The organism is Halomarina oriensis, assembly GCF_009791395.1.
GTDB classification, from domain to species: Archaea; Halobacteriota; Halobacteria; order Halobacteriales; family Haloarculaceae; genus Halomarina; species Halomarina oriensis.
Map to the genome: position 1 here is coordinate 349,625 of NZ_WSZK01000015.1, position 13,703 is coordinate 363,327.

Annotated in this window: 15 protein-coding genes; 9 read left to right on the plus strand and 6 right to left on the minus strand. The window is 67.9% G+C overall.

Features of this window, described 5'->3' with window-relative positions; all coding sequences use genetic code 11:
• Positions 1-65 precede the first annotated feature (65 nt).
• Both GQS65_RS08340 and GQS65_RS08345 read right to left on the minus strand, forming a co-directional pair.
• A complete protein-coding gene (locus GQS65_RS08340) occupies positions 66-1,151 on the minus strand; it encodes a DUF373 family protein (RefSeq protein ID WP_158204171.1) in 1,086 nt (361 codons plus the stop codon).
• A gap of 307 nt (positions 1,152-1,458) precedes the next feature.
• Positions 1,459-2,136: a DUF6517 family protein gene (locus GQS65_RS08345; RefSeq protein WP_158204172.1), complete on the minus strand. Its 678-nt coding sequence runs from the start codon at positions 2,134-2,136 to the stop codon at positions 1,459-1,461.
• A gap of 100 nt (positions 2,137-2,236) precedes the next feature.
• On the opposite strand from GQS65_RS08345, the gene GQS65_RS08350 reads away from it, so the two are divergent.
• The 6 genes from GQS65_RS08350 (at position 2,237) to GQS65_RS08375 (ending at position 6,851) form a co-directional block, all read left to right on the plus strand.
• Positions 2,237-2,854, plus strand: coding sequence for a YbhB/YbcL family Raf kinase inhibitor-like protein (locus GQS65_RS08350; protein WP_158204173.1), 618 nt, complete (start codon positions 2,237-2,239; stop codon positions 2,852-2,854).
• A 48-nt stretch (positions 2,855-2,902) separates the two neighbouring features.
• On the plus strand, positions 2,903-3,325 hold the full coding sequence (locus GQS65_RS08355; RefSeq protein WP_158204174.1) for a hypothetical protein: 423 nt from the start codon (positions 2,903-2,905) through the stop codon (positions 3,323-3,325).
• A 55-nt stretch (positions 3,326-3,380) separates the two neighbouring features.
• Complete coding sequence (locus tag GQS65_RS08360) at positions 3,381-4,487, plus strand: AI-2E family transporter (RefSeq protein WP_158204175.1); 1,107 nt, start codon at positions 3,381-3,383, stop codon at positions 4,485-4,487.
• 89 nt (positions 4,488-4,576) lie between these two features.
• On the plus strand, positions 4,577-4,774 hold the full coding sequence (locus tag GQS65_RS08365; RefSeq protein WP_158204176.1) for a DUF4177 domain-containing protein: 198 nt from the start codon (positions 4,577-4,579) through the stop codon (positions 4,772-4,774).
• Positions 4,767-5,774: a hypothetical protein gene (locus GQS65_RS08370; protein ID WP_158204177.1), complete on the plus strand. Its 1,008-nt coding sequence runs from the start codon at positions 4,767-4,769 to the stop codon at positions 5,772-5,774. Before GQS65_RS08365 ends, GQS65_RS08370 begins: the two co-directional genes overlap by 8 nt.
• An 84-nt stretch (positions 5,775-5,858) precedes the next feature.
• Positions 5,859-6,851 carry a radical SAM protein gene (locus tag GQS65_RS08375; RefSeq protein WP_158204178.1) on the plus strand — a complete coding sequence of 331 codons (993 nt, stop codon included), beginning with the start codon at positions 5,859-5,861 and terminating at the stop codon, positions 6,849-6,851.
• 198 nt (positions 6,852-7,049) lie between these two features.
• On the opposite strand, the gene GQS65_RS08380 is transcribed toward GQS65_RS08375, so the two are convergent.
• Complete coding sequence (locus GQS65_RS08380) at positions 7,050-8,024, minus strand: hypothetical protein (RefSeq protein ID WP_158204179.1); 975 nt, start codon at positions 8,022-8,024, stop codon at positions 7,050-7,052.
• A gap of 129 nt (positions 8,025-8,153) precedes the next feature.
• Here GQS65_RS08380 and GQS65_RS08385 point away from each other — a divergent pair, with 129 nt between their 5' ends.
• Together GQS65_RS08385 and GQS65_RS08390 are read left to right on the plus strand one after the other, a co-directional pair.
• Positions 8,154-8,399 carry a PRC-barrel domain containing protein gene (locus GQS65_RS08385; protein ID WP_158204180.1) on the plus strand — a complete coding sequence of 82 codons (246 nt, stop codon included), beginning with the start codon at positions 8,154-8,156 and terminating at the stop codon, positions 8,397-8,399.
• Positions 8,400-8,651, plus strand: a complete 252-nt coding sequence (locus tag GQS65_RS08390; protein WP_158204181.1) for a hypothetical protein — start codon at positions 8,400-8,402, stop codon at positions 8,649-8,651. It abuts the gene before it with no gap.
• Positions 8,652-8,681: 30 nt separating this feature from the next.
• Here the strand turns inward: GQS65_RS08390 and GQS65_RS08395 are convergent, their stop codons facing one another.
• Positions 8,682-10,718 (minus strand): DEAD/DEAH box helicase, encoded by a 2,037-nt coding sequence (locus GQS65_RS08395; RefSeq protein WP_368279972.1) that lies wholly within the window; start codon positions 10,716-10,718, stop codon positions 8,682-8,684.
• 216 nt (positions 10,719-10,934) lie between these two features.
• Positions 10,935-11,342: a cupin domain-containing protein gene (locus GQS65_RS08400; RefSeq protein WP_158204182.1), complete on the minus strand. Its 408-nt coding sequence runs from the start codon at positions 11,340-11,342 to the stop codon at positions 10,935-10,937.
• A 139-nt stretch (positions 11,343-11,481) separates the two neighbouring features.
• On the opposite strand from GQS65_RS08400, the gene GQS65_RS08405 reads away from it, so the two are divergent.
• On the plus strand, positions 11,482-12,795 hold the full coding sequence (locus GQS65_RS08405; protein ID WP_158204183.1) for a site-2 protease family protein: 1,314 nt from the start codon (positions 11,482-11,484) through the stop codon (positions 12,793-12,795).
• Between the two features lie 32 nt (positions 12,796-12,827).
• On the opposite strand, the gene GQS65_RS08410 is transcribed toward GQS65_RS08405, so the two are convergent.
• Complete coding sequence (locus GQS65_RS08410; RefSeq protein WP_158204184.1) at positions 12,828-13,571, minus strand: competence/damage-inducible protein A; 744 nt, start codon at positions 13,569-13,571, stop codon at positions 12,828-12,830.
• Positions 13,572-13,703 lie beyond the last annotated feature (132 nt).

The following is a 13,703-nucleotide window of genomic DNA, read 5'->3' on the forward strand; positions in this document are numbered from 1 at the left end:
GCAAAGGCGTTGGTGCCGAAGCGGTCCCCCGTACGGGTGGTTGGAGGCTCGTCTCCGGTAGTGGCTCAGGCGGTCGGTTCGGCCCGCCGCGAGAGGCGTGCCTCGGCGACGGCGAACACGAGCGTACTCACGACGCCCAGGAGCGTCCCGACGGTGAGCGCCCCGGCGAGGTACGCCGCGTCGCTGTACTGGAGGAAGTACGCCGTGACCCCCTCCAGCACCGCGGCGATGGCGAGGACGTAGAACGGCGCGTTACAGTAGCGCCACCTGAACCGCTCGTGGAGGTACTCGTCGGTGATGCGTCCCAGACTGGCGACGACGCCGGCGGCGGCGAACCAGACGATGGCACCGTTGACGAGAGCGACACCGCTCCGGAGGACGCCGACCTCACCGCCGGTCTGACGGACCGTCGCCACCTCCTCGACGCCGCCCGCACCGCCGATGACGAGCAACGCGGCGGCGACGACGTAGGTGACGAGCGTCACGCGACCGGCGTACAACCCGGTCCGTGCCCGGTCGACGAGTCGGTCGACGGCCCGTTCGACGCCCAGGCCCCGGCCCAGCAGGTAGAGCCCCAGGAGGCCCGAGACGACACCGAACGTCACGGCCGGCAGGTCGAGGAGTTCGGCGACGATGATGAGCGGGTAGACCAACAGGAGGATACCCAGCGGGACGAGGATGGTCCCGCGCGTCTCGGGGTCGTCGAGCACCTGCTTGATGGTGTAGTACATCGATTCGAGGTCCTGGGCCTGCCTGACGACGACGCGGCGAACGCCGTCGATGGGCACCCGCGAGCGGATGACCGGGATGACGGACTCGTCCTGTGCGCCGTCGGTGACGACGACGGCCTGCACGTCCTGTCCCGTCGTCAGGCGCGCGAGAACGGTGTCGACCTCCTCGCCGACCTTGCGGTTGGCGGCGACGTCACTGCCGTTCGTCCCCGTGACGACGGCCACCTCCCGTTCCTCCTCGTCGAACTGGTCGTAGAGGTGGACGCCCTCGAACAGCACGTTGACGTCGGAGTCCTCGGGGTCGGCGGTGGCGAGGGCGACCGCGGCCTCCTCGACGGCGTCGCGGCCGACGACGGGCGTCGAAAAGCCCGTCTTCCGCCCGAGGTCGTCGTCGAGGTCGACACAGAGGACCAACAGCATTGCGAGAAGGTAGGCGGTTGGGCGGTAATGAGTTTCGGGGTTGGCGTCGCAGGGTTCGAGGGCGACCGGCCCACGACACGAACCTCGACCCGCACTCGAACACCAGTCTCACGCTCGATGGCTGGTCGTTCGGCGAGTCGACGGTCTGTATCGTCGAGAAACCGGACGGACGACTCGTCTCTTCGGAGTTCGTCGAGTGTCAGCGGGCGGGCCAGGAGCACGCGAAGACCATCGCTTCGGAGCACCACGTCCATGGGAGCAGTTCGTCCCGAGGGCGCGAGCGGTCGGCACTACCGGGGGCGGGAGGTCACCCCTCGTGACGAATCGACTCCAGCATCGCCGTCACCTCGTCACGGTCGTCGAGCACCCGCGGGTACGCCCCGATGCCGAGGACGAAGTCCCCGCCCGCCGCGACGGCTTCGGTGATGGTGAGGAATATCTCGACGCGGACGTCCCCGCCCAGCAACAGCGCGGTTCCGGCGTAGCGCGTCGCTCGCGTCTCCTCGCCGAGCACCGTGACGCGGCGCTCGCTCTCCCGACGGAGGTCCCGAAGCGCCTCGTAGCGTTCCTGGACCATCGCCAGCAGTTCGTCGGTCGACATCTCGCCGACGGGGTTGAACGTCTCGCCGAGCACCGCGACCTGCGGCGTCGAGAGCGCGGCGAACACCGCCGCGCGGAACCGGCCGACGAGCGGTATCTCGACGGCGCGTTCGTACTCCGCGACGACGTTCGTCGCCTCGACGTCGCGGCTCTGCCCGGCGACCTCGTAGGTTCGAGTCACCGGGGACTCGCTGGTACGGTGGTGGCCGTACCCCGTCGCGGCGAGCGTCGAGTCGGGGACCGTCGCGGCGCTGGCACCGAATCGTGCCGGTTCGTCGCCCGTCAGGACGCCGAGACAGCCCGCGAGCGCGGTGACGCCGGTCGCGCCCACACCGGCGAGGAGTCGCCGCCGGTCGAGGCGCACGTCGCGTGTGGGTCCGTCCATACGTCGACGGGAGGTCCCGTGGATACAAACCACCGCCGGTCGGCGTGCGTCGGTCGCCGGAACCGTCTCCCTTCAAGGGTGGGCCGGTCGAACCGTGGGTATGGACCGACGGGCCTTCCTCGCGGCCGCGACCGGCGTGACCGCGGCAGTGTCGGGGTGTTCGACCGGGACGACGGAGGGGAACGACTCGGGCAGCACGGCGGAACAGCCGACGCTCGGGGCGACGCTCACCTTCGACATCCCGGCGGTCGACAGCAACGCGATACGACCGCGTTACACCTGCGACGGGGAGAACGTCTCGCCGGAACTCATCGTCATCGAGACCGGCGACGCCATCGAGACGCTCGCGCTCGTGATGGACGACCCGGACGCCGGCCCCGAACCGTACGTCCACTGGACGCTGTGGGACGTGCCGCCGACACTCGAATCCATCCCACAGGACGTCCGCAAGCAGGCCACCGTCTCGTTGACCGAGGTCGAGAGCGAGGGCGAACCGCCCACCGTCTCACAGGGGACCAACGACGCCGGCAGCGTCGGCTACACCGGCCCGTGCCCGCCCGAGGGCGAGGAACACCTCTACCGGTTCCAGTTGTACGGCCTCTCCGAACCGCTGGGCGTCGAACCGGGGGCCGACCCTGAGGCCGTCCGGGACGCGCTCGACGGGACGGTCGTCGGCGAGACGACGTTCACCGGCCGCTACGGCACCCCGACCGAGTAGCCCAGAGACAAGCCCCAGCGTTATCCGACGGCCGACTGCACGTGACGTATGGCGGTTCCCACGGCGATTGGCCAGGCAGCGCTCGACGGGACGACGATACTGACCGGGACCGTCCTGGTGTTCGTCGTGAGCGTCCTCGTCGGCGGCGTGGGCAACTACGTCGGTATCAGAGTCGTCTCCGACCAGCATCCGTCGTTCGTCCACGCGGTAGTGTCGACGGTCATCAGCGCGGCGGTCTGGGCGCTCGTCAGCTACGGGCTTCAGGTCTCGGAGGCGAGCGTCACCCCGTTCGCCGGTGCGCTCGTCGCCCTGCTCGTCTGGATACTCGTCCTCTACGTCCGGTACGACGGCGGCATCGTGACGGCCGTCCCGGCCGGTGTCGCCTCGTGGCTCGTCGCCGTCGCCACGCTCTACCTCCTCGCGCTGGTCACGACGGTGCCGTTCGAGGCGTTCGGCATCCCGGCGGTCTAACCGTGCTGCGCTCGAACGAGGACCGACGTCCGTACGACCGACACCACTCACCATCATGAACGACATCATCGACGACACCGACCGGTCACGACTCGCGTGGTGGCTCCTCGGCATCGTACTGGCGGCGGTACTGTTCGTCGCCGTCCGACAGTTCCTCGGCGCGTTCGTCTTCGGACTGTTCGTCTACTACGCGGTCCGGCCGGTCGACCGCCGCATCGAGCGCCGGGTCGACTCCTCGGGACTGGCCGCGACCGCCACGCTCCTGGTGGTCGCACTCCCGCTGGTGCTCCTGGTGGGCTATCTCGCCGCCCGACTCGCCATCGAGATCGGAGCGGTCTCCACCGAGCGAGTCGTCGCACTCGTCCAGCCGTACCTCGACGTCTCGCGGCTCGTCGCCAACCCCCGCGAACTCGTCTCGATGCTCCGCCAGCGGGACGCCCTGCGGGTCGGGAGCACCCTCTTCGGGACGGCGACCGCCGTCCTGATACGGCTCTCCCTCGCACTGGCGTTCGTCTACTTCCTCGTACGAGACGACCACCGCGTCGCCGGCTGGTTCCGCTCGGAGGTGGGCGACGAACGGTCGGCCGCCTACGGCTACCTCTCGGCGGTCGACCGCGACCTCGAGTCGGTCTACCTCGGGAACACGCTGACGGCGCTGGCCATCGCCGTCCTCTCGGTGGTCGTCTACAACGGGTTCAACGCCCTCGCACCGGCTGGGCTGACGATTCCGTTCCCGACGGCGCTCGCGTTGCTCACCGGCGTCGCCAGCCTCGTCCCGCTGGTCGTCGGCAAACTGGTCTACGTCCCTATCGCGGCCTATCTCGTGGCCGTCGCGGCGCGGGGCGACCCCTCGTTCGTCTATCCGCTCGGCTTCCTCGTCGTCTCGTTTCTCGTCCTGGACATCATCCCCCAGACGTTCGTCCAGCCGTACGTCGCCGGCCGGACCATCCACGTCGGACTGACCATCTTCGCGTACGTCCTCGGGACGACGCTGTTCGGGTGGTACGGGCTGTTCCTCGGCCCGCTCCTGATGGTGCTGATGGTCCAGTTCGTCCGCATCGTCTTCACCGAACTCGTCCACGACCGGCGAATCACCCCCCGCGTCACCGCCGCCGAGGGACTCGGGTCGAGTCCACGAAGCCCGAGCGCCGACGACGAGTGACGCGACCGGGTCGGAGCCAGGGGCAACGACCGGCGACCCACGAGTGAGCAACGGGCGACCCTAAGTGAGCGTCCTCGGAACAGGGAGTCATGGCGACCGACCGACCCCCGAAGTGGGAGTACAAGAGCATCGAACCGTCGAAGGGACTGACCAAACGAGAGGTCGTCGACCCGACGGCCGAACTCAACGAACTCGGGGCCGAGGGGTGGGAGCTGACCGCGACGCTGAGCTACGACAAGGGCGGGACGAAGCTCCTCGTGCTGAAACGGCCGGTGTACGATGAGTGACGAGGACCTCGAACTGGCGGCCCCGAGCCACCTCCGGAAACGGACGGACGTCAACCGGTACGTGTTCTGGGTCCTCATCGATCTGAACCGGTCGGTGCTCGTCGCCGGGTTCGCGTTCGTCGTCTTCTGCTCGTTCATGCTGTTGGGGGTGCTCGAATCCACCTCGCTCCGGGCGATGATGACGAGCGGCGACATGGTCGAGACGGTGTTCTCCGGTCTCGTCGGGGCCATCATCACCTCCACGACGCTCGTCGTCTCCATCAACCAGCTCGTACTCTCCCAGGAGATCGGGTCGCTCGGCACCCAGCGCGAGCGCATGGACTCGACGATGGACTTCTATCAGAACACCGACGAACTGTTCGGCACGGTGACGCCCGCCTCGCCGGTCGAACTGACGCGAAAGCTCATCGAGACCTGTGAGGAGCGGGCGGTCACGCTCCGGGAGACGGTCGCGGGCAACGACGACGAGCAACTCCGAGAACGGGTCGACCTCTACGTCGAGGACCTCGTCGACAACGCCGAGACGGCCTACGACGACCTCGAAGACGCCGACTTCGGGACGTTCACCGTCGTCTCACCCGCACTGGACTTCAACTACGCGAAGAAGATGTTCGACATCCGGCGACTGGGCGAAGACCACGAAGAGAGTCTGAGCGACGACGAGCGGACCGCGTTCCGCGAGATGCTGGAGGCCGTGACGATGTACGGCCCCGTCCGGGAGTACATCAAGGTGCTCTACATCCAGTGGGCGCTCGTCAAACTCTCGCGGGCCATCCTCTACGCCTCGATTCCCGCGCTCATCGTCGCTGGCGGGATGGTCCTCTTCACCGAACCGAACACGCTCCCCGGTACGTTCCTCGGCTTCGACAACATGCTGTGGCTGGTCAGCGCCGCGTTCGCCGTCTCCGTCGTCCCCTTCCTCGTGTTCACCGCCTACATCCTCCGACTGGCGACGCTGGCGAAACAGACGCTCACCGTCGGCCCGCTCATCCTGAGCTGAGCCGGCGAGGACCGCGACACCACGACCCACACCGTCGCCCGGAACGCACGGCTTTTCCCGCTCGACACCGAATCGTGGAGCAGAATGCTGTCCAAGGGCTGTGAACAGTGCGCGAAAGGCGGCAAGATGGTACTGTTCGTCTACGGCTACTGTGACCAACGCGACTGTTTCTACTGCCCGCTGGGTGAGAACCGCAAGAACGTCACCCAGACCTACGCCAACGAGCGGCCCGTCGAGTCCGACGAGGACGTCATCACCGAGGCCAAGCGCATGTCGGCGCTGGGTACCTCCATCACGGGCGGCGAACCCCAGGAGGCGATGGAGAAGACCTGTCGGTACCTCCGCCTGCTGAAAGACGAGTTCGGCGAGGACCACCACACCCACCTCTACACGGGCATCACCGGCGGCCGCGAGAACATGCGCCGCCTGAGCGAAGCGGGTCTCGACGAGATTCGCTTCCACCCCCCCTACGAGCAGTGGGGCGACCTCCACGGCACCGAGTGGGAGGAGATTCTCTACGTCGCCCGCGAGGAGGGGCTGACCCCCGCCTTCGAGATTCCGGGCATCCGCGGCGAGACGGAGTTCCTGGACTTCCTCGACGAGGGGGCGGCCGACTTCTGCAACGTCAACGAGTTCGAGATGTCCGACGGGAACTACGAGCGGATGCAACAGGAGGGGTTCGAACTCCGCGAGGGCCACATGAGCGCCGTCGAGGGGAGCCACGGCGTCCTCGAGGAGATGGGCGATCACCCGAAGGTCTACTTCTGTACGAGCGTCTTCAAGGACGCCGCCCAGCACCGCTCGCGGCTCAAGCGCATGGCCGAGAACATCGGCCGAGAGTTCGACGAGGTGACCGACGACGGGACGCTCGTCTACGGCAAGACGTGGCTCACCGAGCCCGAACTGGCGGCGCTCGGTGTCCCCGAGGAGTTCTACGTCGTCAAGGAGAGCCACGTCGAACTGGCGTGGTGGCTGCTCGAAGAGATGGTACAGGACGGCGACGCCGAGAAGGGCGAGATCGTCGAGCAGTACCCCACCTACGACGGCACCGTCGTCGAACGAACGCCGCTGGCGTAGCTGTCCTGAAGGCCGTTCCTCCGGAAGCGAGCGATAGCGAGCTTCCGGCCTTTTTCGTGCAGGGTTTTCGAGGAGTGGTGCGCGAACCGTGTGAGCGCACCCGACGAAGAAAACGGTGCGAGGGCGAGATCGTCGAGCAGTACCCCACCTACGACGGCACCGTCGTCGAACGAACGCCGCTGGCGTAGAGCGCGGTCGTCACGTCCTAACTGCTCGGTGCGCTGGCGGCACAGAGAACCACAGGTCTCGGGAGACCGCACCGAACGACGGACGCGGCGGGTCACCGCGAGCGGGTGCAGTCTGGGTCTCGGGCGTGGTTCGTGTCACGGTCGACTCGTTCGTCGCGGTCTCGAACCAGGCCGGTCGCTCGACGCTGGTGGTTCCGACCTCCTCGAACGACACCGTCCGGACGACTCGGACCGTCTCACCACCGCGTTCGGCCGTGTAGGCCAGTCGTGACCACGTTACCAGTCCGTCGTCGGTGACGGTAGCCATGAACGAGAGGTTCCGGGCGCGGCCACCGGCCAGACCGACGACGGTGTCCCGACTCGGTGTCCCCGTCGAGACGAGTCGGTACTGCGCCGCCGACCAGCGGTCGGGCTGAGAGGCGACGGTGAAGTTCATCCCGTGGAACGCGAGCGAGTACGTCGAACTCGCCAGCAGGTCCGAGATCAGCACCGTCCCCACGATAGCGCCGGGGTCGCGCCGTCGACTGTCGAACCGCTCGGTTCCGTTCCGGACCTCGCGTTCGGCTACCCGCGTCCCCGCCATGTACTGCTCCGTGCGGCCGTCGAGACCGGTGCTCTCGACGACCGTCCCCTCGGCCCGGCGGTCGAGGTAGAGCCGTCGACGGTCGGCGCTGACGAACCCACGAATCTGGACGGACGCGCGGACGGTCCCGTCGGGTGCGTACTCGACGGTCCGTCGCGTCGTCTTGAACGACCGACCGCGGAGCGCCGCGACGTGCGCACCGACGAGTCGCGTCGGCGCGACGACACCACCCGTCGTCACCCCCGGCGCGACCGTTCGCTCGCTCGGAACCTCGGTCGCCGCGTCGGACGGGACGGGCGCGGGCGTCACCGTCTCCGGGTCCGTCGCCCCGCCCGACCCGCCGGTCCCACAGCCAGCGAGGACGACCAGACAGGCGAGACAGACGGCGACGGTCCGGCGCATACGACCACCTGTGTGGCGAGGGTGCTAATCGGTATCGACGCCCACGACCCGTCGTGTCCACCCGCACTTGAACTGCTGTCGGACGCAGGCCGAGCGGGTTATCCGTTCGGTCGTGCAGTGGACGACGCAATGTCGACCAGAACCGACATCGACGAGAGTGACGAGGGGAAGACAGTGGTCGGGCCGAACGGCGAGGAGGTCGGCCGCATCGTATCGGTCGAACACGGCACCGCGCACGTCGACCCGGACCCCGGCATCACCGAGACGGTGAAGTCGAAACTCGGGTGGGGTGACCGCGACGAGGACACCTACCCGCTCCAGGAGGCCGCCGTCGGGTCCATCACGGACGACGAGGTCCACCTCCAGAGCCTGTAGATGGACGTCGACGTCGGCACCGCACGGGTCGTCTACGAGACGCCCGACGGCGTCGAGCGAGTCGAAGTGGACAACGAACACGTCGCGTTCGTCGACGAGCACTGGGTCGTCGTCGAACCCAGCGGCGAAGCCGACGAGGGAACGGTCACGCGCATCCCGCGTGACCGCGTCTACCGCGTCGAGCGGTCGACCGAGGAGGTCACGTCCCGCGCACGGGACCTGCTCGACGAGGCGACGTCGAAACTCGGCTGAGACCGGCGCTCGCAGGCCGAAGCCGGCGTCTCAGCGGTTCTCGTTTTCGAGCAGTTCCAGGTCGCCGACGACGTCGTACGGGTCGTCGCCTGCGCGGATGCCTTCGAGCATGACGAACGCCCGGTTCGGCGAGAGGAAGTGTCGACAGACGACGTGGCCCAGCGGCGTCGCCGTCGCGCCGTCGATGAAATCGTACTCCAGCAGGCGGCCGAGCGCGTGTTTCGTCGGCACCTGTCCGATCATCCGCTCGTTGAGTCGGGCCGCACCGTTGCCCGCGACGACGATGTTGGCGAGCGTCTCCTCGACGGCGGCGGCCTCGTCGTAGGGCGTGGCGACGGACTCCATCTCGCCTTTGAGGAGTTTGAACGCCACCTCGTCCTCGCTCATCTCCATCGAGTTGTGGTAGACGCCGTCCGGTTCGACGAGGACGTACACCGTCCCCTTGTCGTGGAAGTCGGGCCGCCCCGCCCGGCCGAGCATCTGGTGGAACTCCTGGACGGTGAGCCACTCGATGCCCATCGCCAGCGAGTCGAAGATGACCTGCGAGGCGGGGAAGTCGACCCCCGCCGCGAGCGCCGCCGTCGTGACGACGGCGGAGATGTCCTGGTCCGCGAACATCCGTTCGACCTTCTTCCGACGGCCGTAGTCCAGTCCCGCGTGGTACGGGGCGCTGTCGTAGCTGAGCTTCCGTGAAATCTCGTGACAGCGGCGTCTGGAGTTGGTGAAGACGATGGTCTGACCGCGATACCCCTTCGAGGACTTCTCGTCGAACGCCCGTTTGACGAGTTTGTCCTCGATGTCGAGTTTCTCGCGCGATTCGGCGAACGTGACGTGACGTTCGATGGGGACCGGCCGTTCCTCGAACTCGACGAGGCGGGCGTCGAGACCCCGCGCGAGCTGTTCGGGGTTGCCGACCGTCGCCGAGAGGTAGACCCACTGCGTGTCGTCGTCGTTGACCCGCGTGTACTCCTTCAGGCGGGAGATGAGGCCGTCGAGGCGGTGGCCACGCTCCTGTTCGCCGAGCGTGTGGACCTCGTCGATGACGACGGTGCCGACATCGCCGAGGTCCTTGCCCGTCCGCAGGGCGTGGTCGATACCCTCGTAGGTGCCGACGATGACGTCCGCCGTCGGGTCGAAGCGGTTGCCGTCGTCGCGGATACGCGAGGCCCCCACGCGGATGGTGACGTTGGCGAGATGGCCGTACTTCTCCTCGAACTGCTCGTGTTTCTGGTTGGCGAGGGCGACGAGCGGCACGAGAAAGAGCATCTTCCCCTCGCCCTCCAGCACGCGGTCGAGGCCCGTCATCTCGCCGACGAGCGTCTTCCCGGTCGCCGTCGCGCTGACGACGAGTTGGTCCTGGCCCTCCAGGAGGCCGTTCTCGACCGAGAGGCTCTGGACGGGCAGCAAGGTGTCGAACTGGTCCGTAATCAGTGACTTGAGGTTCGGGTGGACGTCGAGCGAACTCGTGGGAACCGGGTCGACGTCCTCGACGGTCGAGGATATCTCGTCGAACTTCGTCAGGTCGGGGTCGAGTCGCCCCTTCAGCAGGTTGGCGATGCGTTCTAAGTCCTGCACTTCGAGCAGCAGGTCTTCGAGGCGGTCACGGGCACCGGCCTGCAGGTTCCGGTAGTTCATCTCCCGTTCGAGTTCGCGCTTGGCACACGACGGGCAGATGTACTCGTCGTCGGCGAGGATGGCCGTCTCGCTCGTCAGCGGCGAGTAGCGCCCCGCGTTCGCACAGTACCGACAGGTCCGGACGACCTTCGCCTCCAGTTGGTAGCCCGAGAGCATCTCGCGTAACCGGTCGCGTTTCTCCGGTGCGGTCTGCTCGGAGATACGGATGCGCTCGGCGCGGCGGGCGAGTTCGACGAACTGGTCGGGCGAGCGCAGGTCCTCGTCGGTGTCCTTCTTCACCCGAAGGCGGGCCGGACGCGGCCCCGCCGAGGTGTCTTTCAGTTCGAGGATACCGTGGAGCACGCGCTGGCCGTCCGTGCGAACCGCGACCGTGTAGTCGTCCTTTCGCTCGTGGAGGAACAGCGTACCGACCTGTGCGACCTGCTGGGACACGTCTGCCCCGGAGTAGTCCGTCGGGCTACTTGACTGGCCCGGATGACGAGAGCGAGACGTCCGAGCGGTCAGTCTACTCCGAGCGAGAGGGAGAGGGATGCGGTGGATGGTGTCACCGATATCTCGAGGGCTCCCGCTCGCACGACTCGGTGCGACGCGGACGCTCCTCTCAGTCTTCCCGAGAACGGGACTCTCAGTCGTCGCTCCGCTGTCGGGTCACTCCTCGAGGAGTTCGATGGTGTCGTCGCCGTTCGGGACCGCACAGAGGAACGCCCCCTCCTCGTCGCCCTCGTTGCGGTACCAGTGGACGACGCCCGCCGGGATGAACAGCGAGTCACCCGCACGGACGACGTGTTCCTCCTCGCCCAGTCCCACCGTGTACTCGCCGTCGATGACGTACTGCTCGTGTTCGACCTCGTTGGTGTGTGGCGGCACCTCCGCGCCGGGGTCGAGGGTGAACCGCCGGATGGCGAGGTTCGGGGCGCCGTCGTCGGGTCCGACGAGGACGCCTTTCGACATCCCGTCGGCCGCACCGACCGACTCGTAGTCGACCTGTTCGGCGCGACGGACGAGCGGTCTGGGTGCGTCGGGGGCGGTGTCGTCGGTGACGTCGCTGTCGTTCATGGGCGAGCGTCGGCGTGGGGAGACAAAACGCTACGCCCGTCGTCGCCCGCCGTTCGTCACGGCCGGCGACGACCGTCCGCGGGGGGCGGGCGGCCCGGACCACGCTGTGACTTAATACCGCTCGGACCGCATCTCCGGTATGCGAAGCTTCCGTATCGGGAGCGTCTTCGGCATCCCCATCAAACTCGACCTCACGTTCCTGTTGGTGTTGCCGCTGTTCGCCTACCTCATCGGCGCACAGACCGACCTGTGGCGGGAGACGCTCGGCACGACGCTCGGCGTCACCATCGACCTCGGGCCGTTCGCCCAGGGCCTGTTCCCGTTCGCCCTCGGGTTCGTCGCCGCCGTCGGCCTGTTCGCCAGCGTCCTCCTCCACGAACTCGGCCACTCCGTCGTCGCCATGCGCTATGGCTACCCCATCGAGTCCATCACGCTGTGGCTGTTCGGCGGCGTCGCCAACCTCGGCGAGATGCCCGAGGACTGGCGGGAGGAACTCGCCATCGCCATCGCCGGCCCCGTCGTCAGCGTCGGCCTCGGGGCGATACTCCTCGTCGGCCTGTTCGCCCTGCCGAGCGAGGCGACGGCCGCGACGGCGGCGCTCCTGTTCGTCGTCGGCTACCTCGCGGTGACGAACGTCGCGCTCGCGGTGTTCAACCTCCTGCCGGGGTTCCCGATGGACGGTGGGCGCGTCCTGCGGGCACTGCTCGCCCGCACCCGGACGTACGCACGAGCGACCCAGATAGCGGCGGAGGTGGGCAAACTGTTCGCCATCGTCCTCGGCCTCTCGGGGGTGTTCCTGCTGAACAACCTCTTTCTCGCCGGCATCGCGCTGTTCATCTACATCGGCGCGTCCTCGGAGGCTCAGCAGACGATGATGAAGGCGGCGTTCGAGGGCGTCCGGGTCCGGGACGTGATGACCCGTGCGGAGCGTGTCGAGACCGTTCACGCGGAGGACTCGGTGGCGACGCTCCTGGACCGGATGTTCACCGAGCGTCACACCGGCTACCCCGTCGTCCGCGACGGAGCCATCGTCGGGATGGTCACGCTGGAGGACGCCCGCTCGGTCCGGGAGGTCGAACGCGACGCCTACCGCGTCGAGGAGGTGATGACGACCGAACTCGTCACCATCGGTCCCGAGGAGGACGCGATGGCCGCACTCGCCAAGATGCAGTCCGGCGGCGTCGGCCGCCTGCTCGTCATCCAGGGTGCGGGCGACCCCGAACGTGCCGACCTCACGACCGACCACGGCGCGTTCGTCGGCCTCGTCACCCGCACGGACCTGATGACCGCGCTCGACGTCATCCGGTCGAGCGGGTCCCAGGGGCCCGTGAACGTCCGTCGTCGGGAGAGCGACGGCCCGGACGGTCGACTACAGTCCGACACCGACCGCGACACGCTCGCCGACCGCCACCAACCGGACGGCGGCGACGGCGACGCCGACGAGTCGCTCTGAACGACCGACGCTCGGCGACCGACCGCTCGCGGCTACGCGGTCCGGTTTCCGTCCTCGACCTCGCCCAGAATCCTCACGTGCTCGCGGAGCCACGCTTCGGCCGCGTCGAGCGCCGCCTCGTCCTCGCCGGTCACCTTGATACGGTTGGGTTCCTCGCCGCGTGACGGGTACGACCCGAGGGCCACGTCGGGCAGTTCCTCGCGGGCGTCCTGTAGCGTCGGCGTCACCTCACCTTCGACCATCGACGTCTCGAACGTCCTGGTGACCCGGTTCCCGGCGAAGTCGTCGGCGAACCCCGCGAACATCGCCTTCATCTCGCGGGGGATGCCCGGGATCACGTAGACGTTCTCGGCGACACACCCCGGCGAGAGGCCGTCCGTGTTGAGCAAGGGGCGGGAGCCCTCGGGGATGGAGGCGTGGCGCTCGACGTCCAGGTCGAGGTCCGGGTACTCGTCGCGGACGGCTTCGACCGTCCGTTCGATGTCCTCGCGGGCGGTCTCGTTCACCACGAGCGGGCGGTCGAACGCGGCCGCCACGCCGTCCATCGTCAGGTCGTCGGGCGTCCCGCCGAGGCCGCCGGTGACGACGACGGCGTCGAACCCCTCGGAGAAAGAGCGGACGTACTCGGCGATGACCGCGACGTCGTCGGGGACGACGGCGATGCGGGCGAGCGTCACCCCGCGGTCGGCGAGTTGGCGGGCGATCCACGTCGCGTTCGTGTTCTCGATGTCACCGGCGAGCAGTTCGTCGCCGACGGTGAGCAGCGCGGCGTTCATGTCCGTCGAACGGGCTTGCGTCGGATGAGCGTTGCTGCGGCGAGCGCGGACCGGCGACGGCCGACGGACCGTCGGCTACAGCAGTCGCCGGAGGACACGCAACGGGAACGTGACGATCGCGATCACGAGACT